Here is a 16777-nt window from a genome sequence, read left to right as displayed (position 1 = left end):
GGGCTGCCACCCTGCGGCGGGACGGAGACCCGATCTGCGACCCGGCGAAGAAGCCACCTCTGGAAATGCCGCGAAAGGGGTCTTCTATGTACTCACAAGGTACCAAGGGGCTCGGCCGAATCAAGACCCGGATCCGGGATCTGATCGCATGGACGGACCGCGAGATCTGCATGGAGCCGGACGAGTTCGCCATCTACCGGGGCTGGACGGTCACCAGGACGGGCTTCGGCGCCCGCGCCTACCGCGACCCGCGCTTCGACCAGCTCACGGTGGCGTCACGGGTGCCCGAGGAGGTGTCCTGACGTGCCGAGGAACCCGCGCAACCAGATCTACCCGGCCGTCGAGGACCTGCCGGGCGCGGGCGGCGGGGGCCCGCTGACGCGGATCTGGCGCGTCCGCAGCGAGCTCATGGTGCTCGGGGCGCTGGGACTGCTGGTCCTGGCCCTGCTGGGCGCCGCGCGGGACGGCCGCTGGGTGCCGTTCGTCCTGCTGAGCAGCGCCGTCTCGGTGCCCGCCGTCACCAGGACCGGCCGCAACTGGGCCCTGGCCCACTTCTGGTGCGTGGTCTCCCGCCACCGCCTGCAGCGGGTCTGCCTGGAGACGACCATGCACACCCGGTCGGGACGGATCCCGCTGGTGCTCTGGATCACCCCCTCGGCCAGGGGCGAGAAGGCGCTGGTCATGACGCGGGCGGGCATCTCGGCCGAGGAGTTCGACGCCTACGCCGCGGAGATCGCGGCGGCCTGCTGGGCCAGGAGCGCCACCGTCCACCGGCACCGCGACCGGGCCCACCTGCTGCTGGTGGAGATCGTCCGGCGGGACGAGCTGCCCGGCGTGACCGCTCCCGGCCTGGAACGCCTGTACGGCCGCCATTCCTGGACGCCGCTGCGGTCCGACCTGGAGGAGCCGCACGATCTGCGCACGCCGCTGGCGTTGCCGCAGGTCGTCCGATGACCTAGGGAAAGCGGGACATCTCCCTAGGAACGGCCCCGGGGACCGCGGGGGCTCCCGGGGCTTCCCCATGCGGACGGGACGGGCCAAGATGAGTTCACCTGGCGAACTCAGGAGTCGCGATGACCTCGACCGTCCACCGCACCTGTCCCCTCTGCGAGGCCGTCTGCGGCCTGACGCTCACCCTCGACGACGGCGGGCACGTCATCGGCGTCCGCGGCGACCGGGACGACCCCTTCAGCAAGGGGTTCATCTGCCCCAAGGGCGCGAGCCTGGGCCGCCTCGACGAGGACCCCGACCGCCTGAGCAAGCCGCTGATCCGCGAGGGCGACCAGTGGCGCGAGGCGAGCTGGGAGGAGGCGTTCGAGGCCGTCGGGCAGGGCCTGGCCCGGGTCACCGAGCGGTACGGACGCCGGTCGGTGGCGGTCTACCTGGGCAACCCCAACGCCCACACGATGGCCGGCGGCCTCTACGCCGGGCCGCTGATCAAGGCGCTCGGCACCCGGAACGTCTTCACCGCCGCCACCGCCGACCAGATGCCCAAGCACGTCGCCAGCGGCCTGATGTTCGGCCACCCGCTGGCCGTCCCGGTCCCCGACCTGGACCGGACCGACTTCCTGCTGATGCTGGGCGCCAACCCGCTGGAGTCGAACGGCTCGCTGTGCACCGCCCCCGACTTCCCCGGCCGGCTCAAGGCCCTGCGCCGCCGCGGCGGCAGGCTCGTCGTGGTGGACCCGCGCCGCACCAGGACGGCGGCGCTGGCCGACGAGCACGTCTTCGTCCGGCCGGGCTCGGACGCGTACCTGCTGTTCGGGATCGTGCACACGCTGTTCGCCGAGGACCTGGCCAGGCCGTGGCACGAGGTCAACGGGCTGGCCGAGGTGCGCGAGGCGGCCAAGCACTTCCCGCCGGAGGCGGTCTCCCGGCGTACCGGCGTGCCGGCCGCGACGATCGTCCGGCTGGCCAGGGAGCTGGCCGGCGCGCGGACGGCCGCCGTGTACGCCCGGATGGGCACCTGCACGGCCGAGTTCGGCACGCTGGCCCAGTGGCTCGTGGACGTGCTCAACGTGCTCACCGGCAACCTCGACCGGCCCGGCGGCGCCATGTTCCCCAAGCCGGCGACCGAGTTCGGGGCGCGGCGGCGGCCGTACGCGACGGGCCGGTGGCGCAGCCGGGTGCGGGGGCTGCCCGAGGCCAACGGCGAGCTGCCCGTGGCCACGCTGGCCGACGAGATCGAGACGCCGGGCGAGGGCCAGGTCAGGATGCTGGTCACGATCGCGGGCAACCCGGTGTTGTCCGCGCCGCACGGCGACCGGCTGGCGGCGGCCTTCGCCGGGCTCGACTTCATGGTGAGCGTCGATCCGTACCTGAACGAGACCACCCGGCACGCGCACGTGATCCTGCCGCCGCCGCGCGTGCTGCAGTCGGGCCATTACGACTTCGCGCTGCTCGGGTTCGCCGTACGCAACTACGCCCGTTACTCGCGCCCCGCGCTGCCGCTGGACGGACGGCCCAGCGAGGCCCGGATCCTGGCCAGGCTGGCCGTGATCGCGTCCGGCATGGAAGGCCCGGGAGGGGCGGGAGTGACGAGAGGGACGGACGGGCCGGAGGAGGCCCTGGACGAGTTCCTGATCGGCGAGATGCTGCGCAAGGCCGTGCAGACGCCCGGCTCCGGCGTCGAGGGGCACGACGTGGCCGCGCTGCGGGCCGCGCTGGAGGGCGAGACGGGCGCCGAGCGCAGGCTGGACCTCATGCTCCGGCTCGGCCCGTACGGCGAGTGGGCCGGCAAGGGCGACCTGTCGCTGCGCAAGCTGCTCGACCACCCGCACGGCCTGGACCTCGGCGCGCTGGAGCCCCGGCTGCCCGAGGTGCTGAAGACCGCCTCGGGCATGATCGAGCTGGCCCCGCCGCAGCTCGTCGAGGACGTCGAGCGCCTGCGCGGCAGGCTGGCGGAGGAGCCGCCGGACATGGTGCTGATCGGGCGGCGCCACCTGCGCTCCAACAACAGCTGGCTGCACAACGTGGGCCCGCTGGTCGGCGGCACCAACACCTGCACGCTCCAGATCAACCCCGCCGACGTGGCCAGGCTCGGCCTGGACGGCCAGGCCGTGGTCACCTCGGCCATCGGAAGTCTCACGGTGACGCTGGAGCCCACCGACACGATCATGCCGGGCGTGGTCAGCCTGCCGCACGGCTGGGGGCACGCGGGCAGCACGCAGCAGGTGGCGGCCCAACACGCCGGTGTCAACACGAACGTGCTGACGGACGAATCCGCCCTGGATATCCCAAGTGGTAACGCAGTGTTCAACGGAGTTCCGGTCACGATTTCACCAACCGGGGTGATCACCGCACATTAGGGTGTCGCGCGTGACTATCGCGCCAGAAGAGGACCGCCTGTACGCCCAGATCGCGTTCGCCGTCGAGATCGACAAGTTGAAGCGGATCATCCGCCGCAACCATCTGATCGACGGGTCGCGGCGGGAGAACTCCGCCGAGCACTCCTGGTACGTGGGCACGCTGGCGATGGTCCTCGGCGAGCACGCGCCGCCCGGAACGGACCTGCAGCGGGTGGTGGCGATGTTACTCGTGCACGACCTGGTCGAGATCGACGCCGGCGACACCTTCGTCTACGACCACGTGGCGGTCGCCGCCCAGGCCGCCGCCGAGACCGCCGCGGCCGACCGCATCTTCGGCCTGCTCCCCGCGGAGCAGGGCGCCCGGCTGCGCGAGCTCTGGGACGAGTTCGAGGCCAGGCAGACGCCGGAGGCCCGGTTCGCCAAGGCGCTCGACCGGTTCGCGCCGATCCTGGCCAACCACCACACCGAGGGCGGCACCTGGCCGCTGTTCAAGGTGACGGCCGGCGAGGTCAGGGAGAAGGTGCGGATCATCCAGGAGGGGTCGGCCTCCCTCGGCGCGTACGCGCTGGAGCTGGTAGAACTCTCCGTGGCCAGGGGACACCTCTCCGAGTGATCCCGTCTAGGCCGGGGTAGGGGACTTGTCGTGAAAGAGACAGTGCGAGCGAGACGTCGGCAATTGCGGGGTTTCGTCGGTCCGGTTGACCTCGCCGATCGACTCGAGAAGTCGAAGGCGATGGACAAACCGATCCGGGGGCTGGCCAAGGTCGTACGCGAGCGCCTGCGTCAGGGCACCCTGCGCGACCTGCTGCACGGCGTGCCCACGGGGAAACCGCTGCACCCGCCGCTGGCCACGGTCACCCTCGGCTGCTGGTTGTCGGCCGCCGTGCTCGACCTGGCCCACGCCGACCCCAGGGCGAGCAGGCTGCTCCTGGCCACGGGCATCGCCAACGCACTGCCCACGGCGGCGGCCGGGCTGACCGACTGGTCCTCGCTCCACCGCGAGCAGCAGCGCGTGGGCTTCGTGCACATGGCGGCCAACATGACCGCCCTGGGCCTGATGTCGGCCTCGCTGGTGGCCCGGCTGCGCGGCGCCGAGCGGGCCGGGCGCGTGTTGTCGTACGTCGGGCTCGGGCTGGGCGGGCTGGGCGGCTACCTCGGCGGCCACATGGCCTACCGCCAGGCCGCGGGGGCCAACCACGCGCCGCAGGTCGCCCATCTCGTGCCGCTGGGCTGGCACGACCTGTGCCCGCTCAAGGACCTGCCCGACGGCAGGCCGGTCGCCCGCCGGCTCGGCTACATCCAGCTCTTCGTGCTGCGCCAGGGCGACGGGGTGACCGTGCTGGCCGACCGCTGCCCGCACCTGGCGGGCCCCCTGCACCAGGGCCGGCTGGTCATGGAGGACGGCGAGGCGTGCGTGGTCTGCCCCTGGCACAGCAGCACGTTCCGGCTGGCCGACGGCTCGGTGAAGCACGGTCCCGCGACCGCGCCCGCGCCCATGTTCGAGACCCGCGTCCGCCGCGACGGCACGATCCAGGTACGGCCGGGGTTGACCTGAACTTAACTTGAGGTCCTACCGTCGGGGCCATGAGCAAGATCCTGGTGACCGGCGCGACCGGCAATGTGGGCAAACATGTGGTCTCCCAGCTCGCGGAGGCGGGCCTCGACGTGCGGGCGCTGGTCAGGAACCCCGACAAGGCCCGGCTCCGCGAGGGCGTGGAGGCCGTGCGCGGCGACCTGACCGTGCCCGAGACCCTTGAACCGGCGCTGCGGGACGTCGAGAGCGTCTTCCTGCTGTGGCCCGGCTACTCCGAGGCGGCGACCGCGGGCGCGGTGACCGCCCTCGCCCGGCACGCCCGCCGCGTGGTCTACCTGTCCGCCGACGTCGAGGACCTGGCCGACGGCGAGGAGCCGACGCTGTTCCACCAGAGCGTCGAACGGCTGATCCGGCATTCCGGCCTGGCCTGGACGTTCCTGCGGCCCGGCGGCTTCGCCGCCAACACGCTGGGCTGGGCCGCCCAGATCCGGCAGGGAGTCGTGCGCTGGCCGTTCGGGCAGGCGGTCAGGGCGCTGATCCACGAGAAGGACATCGCCGCGGTGGCCACGCACGTGCTCACCTCGGCCGGCCACACGGGCGGCAGGTACGTGCTCTCCGGCCCCGAGCAGCTCACCCAGGCCGAGCAGGTGCGGATCATCGGCGAGGTGGCCGGGCACGAGGTGCGCTGGGAGGAGCAGCCGCTGGACGAGGCCCGCGCGCAACTGACGGCCGCCTGGGGCGATCCCGGGTTCGTGGAGGCCGCGCTGAAGGGCTGGGGGGCGGCGGTGGACAACCCGGAGCGGGTGACCGACACGGTGGAGCGACTGCTCGGCCGGCCCGCGCTGACCTTCCGCCAGTGGGCCGAGGACCATGTGGCGGACTTCCGCTAGTCGTCCCCGGCGGCCTCGTCGGCCGGATGCTCCACGAGGGCGAGGATCCGGCTGGACATGAATCGGGCCGTGCGTACCGGCGTGCCGCTCCGGGTGACCTCGCTCACCTCCACCAGCCCGCGCCGGTTGGCCACCTCGACGCGCCGGCCCGCGCGGGTGGCCGTGACCTCGTAGGTTCGCGGGGAGCCGCCCGCGTCGATGACGATCTCCACCCGATCACCCTTCATGTACTGATTTATACCCACTTAGGCCGGTATTTATCCGTACATGTGTTTGAGTTATTCTTCGGGGTTCTTGGGCGCGGGCGGGGCGAACAGCCCGCCCAGCCCTTCCAGCACCTTGCCCATCTCCGAGGGCACGATCCACACCTTGTTGGCGTCGCCCTTGGCGATCTCGGGCAGCGTCTGGAGGTACTGGTAGGCCAGCAACCGCTGGTCGGGCTTGCCGTCGTGGATGGCCTTGAAGACCATGCCGATCGCGTCGGCCTGGCCCTTGGCGCGCATGGCCTGGGCCTCGGCGTCCGCCTGCGCGCGCAGCACGGCGGCCTCCGCCTCGCCCCTGGCGCGCAGCACGGCCGCCTGCTTGTCGCCCTCGGCGGCCAGGATCGCCGCCTGACGCTGCCCCTCGGCGGCCAGCACGGCGGCGCGCTTGTCCCGGTCGGCGCGCATCTGCTTCTCCATCGAGTCCTGGATGGACACGGGCGGGTCGATGGCCTTCAGCTCGACCCGGTTGACCCGGATGCCCCACTTGCCGGTGGCCTCGTCGAGGCTGCCGCGCAGCTCGGTGTTGATCTCCTCGCGCGAGGTCAGCGTGCGTTCCAGGTCCATGCCGCCGACCACGTTGCGCAGCGTGGTGACGGTGAGCTGCTCCACGCCGATCAGGAAGTTCGCGATCTCGTACGTGGCCGCCTTGGGGTTGGTGACCTGGAAGTAGATCACCGTGTCGATCGACACCACCAGGTTGTCGGACGTGATCACCGGCTGCGGCGGGAACGAGACCACCTGTTCCCGCAGGTCGATCAGGTCTTTGATGCGATCGACGAACGGGACCACCATGTTGAGCCCGGGCGTCAGCGTGCGGTGGTAGCGGCCCAGCCGTTCGATGATGGCCGCCGTGGCCTGCGGGACGATGCGGATGCTGCGGACCACCACGAAACCCATCGCCGCGACCACGACGAGGGCGACGACGAGCTGCTCGGTCGACATGGCGAAGCTCCGGAGTCGAGGGGACCGACTCGGTGCATGATATTTCGTTTCACCTTTAGGCGACCGATATCCGCATAAATGGTGATCCAGTGAGGTCAGTGTGCCCTGGCGTACCAGCGGCCCTCGGCACTCCGGTCGAGCGTCAGCGGCACCCCGAACGTACGGGAGAGGTTGTCGGCCGTCATCACGTGGTCGAGCGGCCCCTGCGCCACCACGGACCCGTGCCGCAGCAGCAGGCCGTGCGTGAACCCGCTCGGCACCTCCTCGACGTGGTGCGTCACCAGCACCAGCGTCGGCGAGCGGTAGTCGCCGGCCAGCGCCGACAACCGGCGCACCAGGTCTTCCCTGCCGCCCAGGTCGAGGCCGGCGGCCGGCTCGTCGAGCAGGAGCATCTCGGGGTCGGGCATGAGCGCGCGGGCGATCTGCACCCGCTTGCGCTCGCCCTCCGACAGGGTGCCGAACCGCCGCCTGATCAGGTGGGCCGCGCCCATCATGTCGATCAGCTCGACGGCCCTGGTGACGTCGTTGGAGTCGTACTCCTCCGTCCAGCGGCCCATGATGGCGTACGAGGCGGTCAGGACGAGGTCGATGACCTTCTCCTCCGGCGGGATGCGCTCGGCCAGCGCGGCGCTCGCCAGCCCGATGCGCGGCCGCAGGTCGAACACGTCGGTCTGCCCCAGCCGCTCCCCCAGCACCTCGACCACGCCCTCGGTCGGATAGAGCAACGTCGCGGCGACCTGCAACAACGTGGTCTTGCCCGCGCCGTTGGGACCGATGACGACCCAGCGCTCGTCCTCGTTGACCGTCCAGTCGATGCCGCGCAGCAGGGCCGCTCCGTCGCGCCTGACGGCGACGTCCTGGAGCCGCAGCACCTGACCACCCATCCCCGTTCCCTCCCTTGGAGTCACCCTGGGGACCTCTGGAGTCACCCTGGGGACAAACCTATTGCAGGGCGAGCGCTTATCGTGGATCGGTGCACCCTGAATCACCTGTCTGTCCCTCGCTGGTCGCCTGGGGCAACGCGTGGCTCTCCGGTCACGTCGGCCTCGACGAGGCGGCTGACCACGTGGAAGCCGTCGCGGGGCCCGTCGTCGCCGGTGACGTGCCGCTGCGTAAATACCTCGCAAACCTGCGGTCCGACGGTCTGCACGAGTTCCGGCTCGCCCTTCCCGCGCCCGGCGACCCGCTGGGGCTGTCCGGGCCGGCGCCGTTCAACTCCTCCGCCGTGGAGGCCGGGCAGGCCGCCGTCGCCGTGCTGCGCGACCGGCGGCTCGGCCTGGTGCCCGTGCCCGACCGGCGCGGCTCCTCCTACGTGGGGACCCGCCTGGAGGTGCACGACGCCGGGCCGGTACGCCAGGACCTGCCCTCGCTGGCCGAGGCCGAGCACGAGCTGTCGTCGGCCATGCGCGCCGCCACCGAGGCGCTGACCGGCGTCGACGGCCCGGCCCAGGCCCGGCCCGACAGGCCGCAGCGCGGCGGCGAACTGGCCCCCGGCTACCCGGCCCGCGCCCACCGCGTCTCCACGCTGGCCACCCGGCTGGCCGCCGTCCTCGTCCTGGCCGACGATCGCGGGCTCACCTCGACCCAGGTGGCGGCCAGGGCCACGGCCCTGCGGGAGCTCGACCGGGCGGTGCGCCGCGCCCTGGTGGCCGCCCATCACGCCATCTTCGAGCCGGCACGCCACTCGTAGGCGGCTCGGGGGCCCGACCGGCGAAGGCCGCCGAGGTCAGGCCAGGCCGTGCCGCACGGCGTACAGCGCGGCCTGCGTCCGGTCCTGGACGCCCAGCTTCATCAGCACGTTCGACACATGGGTCTTGACGGTCTTCTCGGCGACGGCGAGGCTGCGCGCGATCTCCCTGTTGGACCGCCCGGCCGCGATCAGGGCGAGCACCTCGCGCTCCCGCTCGGTCAGCGGCGCCGGCCCCGGCACGGCGGCCGCGGGCGCCGGGGCGGCCAGCATCGCCTCGGCCGCCTCCGGCGCGAGCAGCACCTGACCGTTGTGCACCGCGCGCACGGCCTGGACCAGCGCGGACGGATCGACGTCCTTGTAGAGGAAGCCCGCGGCCCCCGCCCGCATCGCCGGGCCGACGTCGGACCGGTCGCTCACGGACGTCAGCACCACCACCCGCGTGGCCGAGCCGGCCAGCCGCTCCAGCGCGCCGAGCCCGTCGAGCACCGGCATCTTCAGGTCGAGCAGCAGCACGTCGGGCCTCAGCTCGACGACCAGCTCGACGGCCTGCGCGCCGTCGGCCGCCTCGCCGACGACGGTGACGTCGTCCTGGAGATCGAGGAACGTCCGCAGCCCCTGCCGGACCACCGGATGATCGTCGGCGATCAGCACCCGGATCACACGCCCACCTCCACGCGTACGGTGGTCCCCTGGCCGGGGGCCGAGGAGACCGTCATCGCCCCGCCGACCGACTCCGCCCGGTCGCGCATCGACACCAGGCCCAGGCCACGCGACTCCCCCTGCTCGAAGCCGTCGCCGTCGTCGTGGACGGTCAGCGCCAGCGCCCCGTCGCCGAGGGCCAGGCGTACGGACACCCGCGAGGCCCCGGAGTGCCTGAGCGCGTTGTGCAGCGCCTCCTGGGCCACCCGCAGCACAGCCACCTCCACCGCCGAGTCGAGCGGCGGCAGCTCGTCGCACTCGAACGTGACCAGCGAGGGGTGGAGCCGGTCGAGCATGCGCACGTGCTTGCGCAACGTCTCGGCGAGCCCGTGGCGGTCGAGCTCGGCCGGACGCAGCTCGACGATCACCGCGCGCAGCTCCGACAGCGCCTCCCCGGCCAGGCGCTGGACGCGTTCGAGCTCGGCGTGCGCCTTCTCGGGGGCCTTGTCCAGCATGGTGGCGGCGGCCTGGGCGGTCAGCCGGAGCGAGAACAACTTCTGGGTGACCGCGTCGTGCAGCTCGCGGGCCACCCGGTTGCGCTCCTCCAGCATGGCCAGCTCGCGCCCGCGCTCGTAGAGCCTGGCGTTGGTGAGCGCGATGGCGGCGTGCGCGGCGAACAGCGTCAGCAGCTCCTGGTCCTCCTGCGTGAACCCGCCGGGGGTGCGCTTGTTGGCCAGGAAGATGATGCCGATCACCTGGTCGGCATCGCGGATCGGGACGCCGAGGAAGTCCTTCATCACCGGGTGCGCCTTCGGCCACCACTCGAACCGCGGGTCCTCCCGCAGGTCGGGCAGCCGGGCCGGGGTGCCTTCGCGGAGCATCGCGCCGAGCATGCCGTGCTGCCTGGGCAGCGGGCCGATGGCCTCCCACTGCTTGTCGGTGATGCCCTCGGCGACGAACTCGGCGAACGAGCCGTCGTCGTCGGGCACGCCGAGCGCGGCGTAGCGGGCGTCGAGGAGGCGCTGCGCCGACCGTACGATGACCTGGAGCACCTCGCGGACCGACAGATGCCGGGTGACCGCGAGCACGGCGGAACTCACCGCCTGCAGGATCTCGTCCCGGTCCGATGAGCTCACGGACCCACTCTAGGGTCCCGCTCCAGGGGCGGAGTCCTAGGACGATGTGCCCAGGCCGGGGCGGGCCCTGCGCCCGATGCCGGCGCGGCGCGCCGATCCTAGCGTCGAGGTCATGACGAACACCGCTCTCATCACCGGCGCCTCCCGCGGCCTCGGCCTCGCCCTGGCGAGGTCCCTGGCGGAGGCGGGCTGGTCCCTCGCGCTCACCGCCCGCGGCGCCGACGAGCTGCGCCGGGTCGCCGACGAGCTGGGCGCCACCGCGATCCCCGGCGACGTGACCGACCCGGAGCACGTCGCGCGGCTGGGACGGGCCGTGCCCGAGCTGGACCTCCTGGTCAACAACGCCAGTGACCTCGGGGTGACCCCGCTGCCGCCGCTGGCGGGCTACCCGCTGGAGGCGTTCCGGGTCCTGCTGGAGACGAACGTGACCGCGCCGCTCGCGCTCATCCAGGCCACGCTGCCGGCCCTGCGCGCGGCCGGCGGGGCCGTGGTCAACATCACCTCCGACGCCGCCACCGGCGCCTACCCGGGCTGGGGCGGCTACGGCGCGACCAAGGCCGCCCTGGAGCAGCTGTCGAACGTGCTGGCCGCCGAGGAGCCCGGCCTGCGGGTCTGGTGGGCCGATCCGGGCGAGATGAACACCCGCATGCTCGCCGACGCCGTCGGGGCCGAGGAGGCGTCGGCGGCGACCGACCCCGCCAAAGTGGCCGCGGCGCTGCGCGACCTGGTCACGTCCCGGCCGGCGGGCGGGAAGGTGAGCCTGCAATGACGGCGCTGCTGGACTTCGCGCTGCCCGACGACCTGTCGGCCCACGAGCCGCCCGAGGCGCGCGGGCTGACCAGGGACGCGGTGCGCCTGATGGTCTCGCGCGGCGAGGCCGAGCCCGCCCACCACCGGTTCGGCGACCTGCCCGGACTGCTCGACCCCGGCGACCTCATCGTGGTCAACAACTCGGCGACGCTGCCCGCGGCGGTCCGCCTCGACCGGCTCGCCGTGCACTTCTCGACCGCCCGCGAGGACGGCACCTGGCTGGTCGAGCTGCGCCGCAGGACCGCCAAGGCGTCCGAGCCGTACGGCGGCGGGGAGCCGGGCGAGTGGCTGCCGCTGCCCGGCCGGGCCACGCTGCGGCTGATCGAACGGGAGACGCCGCGGCTGTGGCGGGCGCGGCTGGACCGGGACGTGCTGCCGTACCTGCGCGAGCACGGCCGTCCGATCCGCTACTCGTACGTGCCGGCCGACTGGCCCATCGACGCCTACCAGACGGTGTTCGCCACCGTGCCGGGCAGCGCGGAGATGCCGAGCGCGGCCCGGCCGTTCACCTCCGAGCTGGTCACCGCGCTGGTCTCGCGGGGCGTGACGATCGCGCCCGTCACGCTGCACACCGGCGTGGCCTCGCCCGAGAAGGACGAGCGGCCCTACGCCGAGCGGTACGAGGTGCCCGCCGCCACCGCCCGGCTGGTCAACCTGACCCGGCGGAACGGCGGCCGGGTGATCGCCGCGGGGACGACCGTCGTGCGCGCCCTGGAGACCGCCGTGGGCCCGGACGGCCAGGTCGGCGCCGCCTCCGGCTGGACCGGCCACGTCGTCACCCCGGCCGCCGGCGTACGGGCGGTCACCGGGCTCATCACCGGTCTGCACGAACCGCGCTCCAGCCATCTGCTCATGCTGACGGCGATCGCCGGCGAGAAAGCGCTGGCACGCGCGTACGAAGAAGCGCTGCGGAAGGGATATCTGTGGCACGAGTTCGGCGACACGCACTTGATTCTGGATAAATAAGCTTTACATGGATTTTGCCCTCGTGATAGGAACAGCGGACATTTACGGGGGCTTGTTCGTGCGCGTCCCCGTGCCACTTCCTCTCCGGAGACGTTGATGCGCAACTCCCTCACTAAGGTCGCCTCGCTGGCTTTGCTGGCCGGTGCGCTGATTGTCCCGGCGGTGCCCGCGTCCGCCACGACGACCACCGCCGCCCACGCCGTCAAGGCGGCCGACGCCCCGTTCGCGGTCTTCGACATCAAGCTGCAGGCGTCGAAGACCGCCAAGGCGGGCGGCCAGATCAGGTACAGCCTCAAGGCCACCAACACCGGCCCGTTCTCGGCCGACGCCTGGTTCGTGGGCGGCCAGTTCCCGAAGGGCGTGGACCTGCGCAGGGTCCGCTACGACGCTCCGAAGGGCACCGTCTGCACCCTCGACGGCCGCGCCCTGTACTGCAGCGTCCCCTACGTCCTGGAGAAGAAGGACTGGGTGCGCCTCGACTTCTACGCGAAGCTGAAGAAGAACGCCACGGGCACGCAGAAGGCGACCCTCGGCGTGGTCTCCTACGACGTCCAGCAGGGCATGTGGGACCAGGAGAAGGGCACGTGGGCGCTGGCCGAGGAGGAGCTGGAGCGCGTCGGCGTCCCCGTGCACGGCTACGCCAAGACCGTCAGGACCAGGATCGTCCGCTAGTCACGCTGCGCCCGTGTCCGAATGGCGAGCCTGCTGCGCGGGCACCGGACCGGGCGCAGTACCGTGGCTGGATGTGGACCAGCGCACCCTCCTGATCACCCTGACCGGCCCCGACCGGCCCGGTGTCACCTCCAGGCTCTTCTCCGTGCTGTCCGGGTTCCCGGTGACGGTCGCGGACATCGAACAGGTCGTCATCCGCGGCAGGCTCACGCTCGGCGTGCTCGTCGCGTACGCCGGCGGCCCGTCCACCGGCACGGGCACCACCCTCGGCGCGATGTGGACCGCCGTCGAACGGGTGGCCGAAGACCTCGGGATGGAGGTCGAGCTCTCCACCGGCTCCCAGGCCAAGGAACAGCGCCGCCGCGGCCGCCTGTCGGTCAGCGTGCTGGGCGCCACCCTCCAGCCCGCCGCCATCGCGGGCATCGCCGGCCGCATCGCCGCCGCCGGCGCGAACATCGACCGCATCGAACGCCTCGCCCAGTGGCCCGTCACCTGCATCGAGCTGTCGGTCTCCGGCGCCAACCCGGCCGCCCTGCGCGTCGAGCTGGCCGCCGAGGCCGCCGCCCAGGAGGTCGACGTCGCCGTCCAGCGCACCGGCCTGTCCCGCCGGGCCAAGCGGCTCATCGTCATGGACGTCGACTCCACCCTCATCCAGGGCGAGGTCATCGAGCTGCTGGCCGCGCACGCCGGCTGCCTCGACGAGGTCGCCCGGGTCACCGAGCAGGCCATGCGCGGCGAGCTCGACTTCGCCGAGTCGCTGCGCCGCCGGGTCGCGCTGCTGGAGGGGCTGCCGGCCGAGGTGTTCGAGCAGGTGCGCCAGGAGGTCGTGCTCACCCCGGGCGCCCGCACCCTCGTCCGTACGCTCAAGCGCCTCGACTACCGCTTCGCCATCGTCAGCGGCGGCTTCACCCAGATCACCGACGCCCTGGTCGAGGAGCTGGGCATCGACTACTCGGCGGCGAACGTCCTGGAGGTCATCGACGGCAAGCTCACCGGACGGGTCGTCGGCGAGATCGTCGACCGGCCGGGCAAGGCCCGCGCACTGGAGCGGTTCGCCAGGGAGGCCAGGCTGCCCATCTCCCAGACGGTGGCCATCGGCGACGGCGCCAACGACCTCGACATGATCGCCGCGGCCGGGCTGGGCATCGCCTTCAACGCCAAGCCCGTCGTCCGGCAGGCGGCCGACACCGCGGTCAACACGCCCTACCTCGACTCGATCCTCTACCTCCTGGGCATCTCCAGGGACGAGGTCGAGGCCGCCGACGCCGAGGACGGCGTGCTCACGTCCTGAACCGGGCGGTGACCTCGGCGGCCAGGTCGAGCGCGTCCTTGCAGAGCGACCTGAGCGCCGGGTGGGCGGTCACCGCGTGCCGCAGCCGCCTGCGCACGGCCGTGCCCTCCCCCGCCGCCGCCTCCTCCATCAGCGAGCTGACCTCGCGCGCCACCTCGTCCAGCTGCGACTCGAACGCGTCGGCGGCGGGCGGCGGCTCGCGCTCCCGTACGGCCTGCCCCACGGCGTCCAGCCGGTCGGCCACCGCGTCCAGCACGCCGGCGGTGGCGTCCGAGCCGGGTGCGGCCCCGCGCAGCACGGCGCCGAGCAGGATCGCGTCGTCCCTGACCTTCCTGGCCAGCGTCAGCGCGGCGCGCAGCTCGGCCGGGGCCCTGCCGCCCGGCTCCTTGTCCAGCTTGTCCAGCGACTCGCGCAGCCGGTCGGCCGCCGTCCCGGCGGACTCCGTACGGTCGGGCAGCCGGTCCAGGTCGCCTTCGGCCAGCGCGCGGACCAGGCAGGCGTGCTCGCGCAGCAGCTCGGCGGCCAGGCCGCGCAGCCGTCCGGCCTGGCCGCGCGGCCACAGCAGCCGGGCCGCCGCCAGCGCCAGCACGCCGCCGGCCGCGGTGAGCGCCAGCCTGATCCCCGCCGCCTCCCAGTCGAGCCGGGTCGAGAAGTCGGTGAGCATCATGGCCAGCGGCGTCGCGAAGATCGACCAGTAGCCGTAGCTCACCTCGCGCAGGGCGAACCCGAGCGTGCCGAACACGAGCACCGTCCCCACGATCGTGTAGGGCCCCGGCACCGCCGCCAGGATCAGCGCCGCCCCCGCGGCCCCCGCCACGGTGCCGGCCACCCGCAGCACCACCCGCTCGACGGTGTCCCCGTAGGTGGGCCGCACCGCCAGCAGCACGGTGAACACGAACCATTTGCCGTACTGCTCGTGCACCCCCAGCATCAGCGCCATCGCCACGGCGGCGGTGAGCCCCAGCCGCCCGGCGTGCTCCGGCCCCGAACCGCCCGGCGGCGGCTTCCACGGCAGCCGCGGGAACAGCCGGCGGCCCGCCGCAGGCTTCCCGGGCAGCAGCCCGCGGCCCTCCGGCGGCTTTTCCGGCAACCCCGCCAGCAGCCCGCCGCCCGTCGGCGGCCTTCCTGGCAACCCCGGCAGCAACCCGCGGCCCGCCGGTGGCACGTGCCGGGCGGCCAGGAGGCCGACCGTGCGCACCCCCACCGCGATCCGGTCCAGGCAGCGCCGGGCCTGCCCGAGCACCGCGCCGCTGCGCAGCGCCGCCGGGTCGGCGCCCGGCTCGCGTGCGCCCAGGCGCTCGGCGTAGTCGGCGGTGACGGCCAGTGCCTCCACCACCCCGGCCCGCCGCCCGTCCGCGGCCTCCCGCAGGTCCGCGGCCAGCGTCGTGGCCACGTCGTCGATCCCGTCCTGCTCGTCCGGGGCCGCCGCGCGCAGGGCGCGCAGCGCCACCGTCTCGTGGAAGATCCGGACCAGCGCCTCGACGTACGCACCGGCGGACCGGCCGGCCGCGTCCATGCTCTCGAACGACGCCGACGCCGTGGCCGCCGTCTCCAGGGCCTTGGACGCGCGTTCCCTGCGCTCGTCCCAGTCGTCGCCGGCGAGCCCGTCGAGCAGCCCGGCCACGGCGCGGACGGCCTCGCCCAGCGCCGTCGCCAGCGGGTCGAACCGGCGCAACGGCCACAGGGCCAGGGCGAGCACGGCGTACAGGAGGCCGCCGAACACCATCAGCTCGGGCGGCCCGAAACCCGCGGGCACCGCCAGATAGAACCCGGTGACCAGGGCGAACGCGGGCGGCGTACCGACCGTACGCCACCGGCCGCCCGCCGCGGCGACCGCTCCGAGCGCCAGCACCGCCCACCAGGGCCGGTCCGCCAGATACAGGCCCAGCCAGCACCCGCCGGCGATCAGCACGATCTTGATGGCCATGGACCGCGCCCGCGCCGCGTACGGTTGCCCGTACGTGTCCCCGAACGCCGTCAGGTAGGCCCCGAGGGCCAGGAACGCCCCCGACTGCGGCCGGCCCGCCAGCACCCCGGCCAGCAGCGGCCCGGCCACCGCGAGCCCGCACAGCAGCCCGTACCCCCAGGGCGGACGCGCGGGCAGCGAGAAGCCGTCACGCAGCGCTCTGGCGGCCCCCCGCATAGGCGTCGTCCCTGGTCAGTGCTCCTTGGGAGCCCAGTGCGTGACCAGGCGTCCCTCCCCCGGCCACAGGTCTACCCACGCCGCCTCCACCTGGATCACCGCGAACGCCCCGGGCCGGAAGCCGTAGTCGCCGCCGCCCAGTTGCAGGGCCAGCTCGTGCACCGCGGGATTGTGCCCGCACAACACGACCGTGCCCAGCTCCGGGTCGGTCCTGCGGAGCAGTTCCAGCAGCTCTTCCGGATATGCCTGGTAGATGTCGCGTTCGTAGCTGATCTCCATGCCCGGGAAGGCCAGCTCGGCGGTGCGCCTGGTCCGCAGCGCCGGTGAGCAGAGCACCGCGTCGGGGCTCAGCCCGGCCGCCCTGATCTCGTCGCCGGCCCGGCCGGCGTCGCGCTCGCCGCGCTCGGTCAGCGGACGTTCGCGATCGGCCAGGCCGGGCACCTGTGCGGCCTTGGCATGGCGGAGCAGTATCAGGGTCCGCGTCACGTCGTCA

The 16777-nt window shown here is 73.1% G+C and carries 18 protein-coding genes; 11 read left to right on the top strand and 7 right to left on the bottom strand.

The genetic code is table 11. The features are described 5' to 3' along the window. The first annotated feature begins 86 nt into the window (after window positions 1-86). The 6 genes from ACFYYW_RS24430 to ACFYYW_RS24405 all read left to right on the top strand — a co-directional run bounded on the left by ACFYYW_RS24430 (window position 87) and on the right by ACFYYW_RS24405 (window position 5732). Window positions 87-302, top strand: a complete 216-nt coding sequence (locus ACFYYW_RS24430; protein ID WP_364415899.1) for a hypothetical protein — start codon at window positions 87-89, stop codon at window positions 300-302. A 1-nt stretch (window position 303) separates the two neighbouring features. Further along, window positions 304-954 (top strand): hypothetical protein, encoded by a 651-nt coding sequence (locus ACFYYW_RS24425; protein ID WP_387651740.1) that lies wholly within the window; start codon window positions 304-306, stop codon window positions 952-954. 119 nt (window positions 955-1073) lie between these two features. Next, window positions 1074-3308, top strand: coding sequence for a molybdopterin-dependent oxidoreductase (locus ACFYYW_RS24420; protein ID WP_387651737.1), 2235 nt, complete (start codon window positions 1074-1076; stop codon window positions 3306-3308). A 1-nt stretch (window position 3309) separates the two neighbouring features. After that, window positions 3310-3921: an HD domain-containing protein gene (locus ACFYYW_RS24415; RefSeq protein ID WP_352319099.1), complete on the top strand. Its 612-nt coding sequence runs from the start codon at window positions 3310-3312 to the stop codon at window positions 3919-3921. Window positions 3922-4041: 120 nt separating this feature from the next. Continuing rightward, window positions 4042-4863: a Rieske 2Fe-2S domain-containing protein gene (locus tag ACFYYW_RS24410; protein ID WP_352357371.1), complete on the top strand. Its 822-nt coding sequence runs from the start codon at window positions 4042-4044 to the stop codon at window positions 4861-4863. A 29-nt stretch (window positions 4864-4892) separates the two neighbouring features. Next, window positions 4893-5732 (top strand): NmrA family NAD(P)-binding protein, encoded by an 840-nt coding sequence (locus ACFYYW_RS24405; RefSeq protein WP_387651733.1) that lies wholly within the window; start codon window positions 4893-4895, stop codon window positions 5730-5732. Here ACFYYW_RS24405 and ACFYYW_RS24400 read toward each other — a convergent pair. The 3 genes from ACFYYW_RS24400 to ACFYYW_RS24390 form a co-directional block, all read right to left on the bottom strand. Then, the gene (locus ACFYYW_RS24400) at window positions 5729-5959 is read right to left on the bottom strand and encodes a hypothetical protein (protein WP_352319104.1); all 231 of its coding nucleotides are present in this window, start codon (window positions 5957-5959) and stop codon (window positions 5729-5731) included. The two genes, ACFYYW_RS24405 and ACFYYW_RS24400, sit on opposite strands and share 4 nt — an antisense overlap. 51 nt (window positions 5960-6010) lie before the next feature. Continuing rightward, entirely contained in the window at window positions 6011-6937 is a 927-nt protein-coding gene (locus ACFYYW_RS24395) for an SPFH domain-containing protein (protein ID WP_352319105.1), read from the bottom strand. 95 nt (window positions 6938-7032) lie between these two features. Beyond that, on the bottom strand, window positions 7033-7821 hold the full coding sequence (locus ACFYYW_RS24390) for an ABC transporter ATP-binding protein (protein ID WP_352319106.1): 789 nt from the start codon (window positions 7819-7821) through the stop codon (window positions 7033-7035). 89 nt (window positions 7822-7910) lie between these two features. Between ACFYYW_RS24390 and ACFYYW_RS24385 the strand changes: the two genes are divergently transcribed. Then, complete coding sequence (locus ACFYYW_RS24385) at window positions 7911-8627, top strand: hypothetical protein (protein WP_352319108.1); 717 nt, start codon at window positions 7911-7913, stop codon at window positions 8625-8627. Between the two features lie 36 nt (window positions 8628-8663). On the opposite strand, the gene ACFYYW_RS24380 is transcribed toward ACFYYW_RS24385, so the two are convergent. Together ACFYYW_RS24380 and ACFYYW_RS24375 are read right to left on the bottom strand one after the other, a co-directional pair. Continuing rightward, window positions 8664-9287, bottom strand: coding sequence for a response regulator (locus tag ACFYYW_RS24380; protein ID WP_387651728.1), 624 nt, complete (start codon window positions 9285-9287; stop codon window positions 8664-8666). Beyond that, window positions 9284-10402 carry a GAF domain-containing sensor histidine kinase gene (locus tag ACFYYW_RS24375; RefSeq protein WP_364415891.1) on the bottom strand — a complete coding sequence of 373 codons (1119 nt, stop codon included), beginning with the start codon at window positions 10400-10402 and terminating at the stop codon, window positions 9284-9286. Before ACFYYW_RS24375 ends, ACFYYW_RS24380 begins: the two co-directional genes overlap by 4 nt. 112 nt (window positions 10403-10514) lie before the next feature. Here ACFYYW_RS24375 and ACFYYW_RS24370 point away from each other — a divergent pair, with 112 nt between their 5' ends. The 4 genes from ACFYYW_RS24370 (at window position 10515) to serB (ending at window position 14141) form a co-directional block, all read left to right on the top strand. Continuing rightward, window positions 10515-11171 carry an SDR family NAD(P)-dependent oxidoreductase gene (locus tag ACFYYW_RS24370; protein ID WP_387651724.1) on the top strand — a complete coding sequence of 219 codons (657 nt, stop codon included), beginning with the start codon at window positions 10515-10517 and terminating at the stop codon, window positions 11169-11171. Further along, complete coding sequence (locus ACFYYW_RS24365; protein WP_364327444.1) at window positions 11168-12178, top strand: S-adenosylmethionine:tRNA ribosyltransferase-isomerase; 1011 nt, start codon at window positions 11168-11170, stop codon at window positions 12176-12178. The genes ACFYYW_RS24370 and ACFYYW_RS24365 overlap by 4 nt, the downstream gene beginning before the upstream one ends. A gap of 96 nt (window positions 12179-12274) precedes the next feature. Beyond that, entirely contained in the window at window positions 12275-12850 is a 576-nt protein-coding gene (locus ACFYYW_RS24360; protein ID WP_387651722.1) for a hypothetical protein, read from the top strand. 73 nt (window positions 12851-12923) lie between these two features. Beyond that, window positions 12924-14141 carry a phosphoserine phosphatase SerB gene (gene serB, locus ACFYYW_RS24355; RefSeq protein ID WP_352319119.1) on the top strand — a complete coding sequence of 406 codons (1218 nt, stop codon included), beginning with the start codon at window positions 12924-12926 and terminating at the stop codon, window positions 14139-14141. On the opposite strand, the gene ACFYYW_RS24350 is transcribed toward serB, so the two are convergent. Further along, complete coding sequence (locus ACFYYW_RS24350) at window positions 14131-16284, bottom strand: FUSC family protein (protein ID WP_387651720.1); 2154 nt, start codon at window positions 16282-16284, stop codon at window positions 14131-14133. The two genes, serB and ACFYYW_RS24350, sit on opposite strands and share 11 nt — an antisense overlap. Before the next feature lie 15 nt (window positions 16285-16299). After that, on the bottom strand, window positions 16300-16770 hold the full coding sequence (locus tag ACFYYW_RS24345) for a SixA phosphatase family protein (protein ID WP_387651717.1): 471 nt from the start codon (window positions 16768-16770) through the stop codon (window positions 16300-16302). Window positions 16771-16777: the final 7 nt, after the last annotated feature.

The organism is Nonomuraea sp. NPDC001831 (assembly GCF_042892035.1).
Taxonomy (GTDB): Bacteria; Actinomycetota; Actinomycetes; order Streptosporangiales; family Streptosporangiaceae; genus Nonomuraea.
Note: the sequence above shows the minus strand (reverse complement) of the source record. Positions and strands in the feature narration are given on the sequence as shown.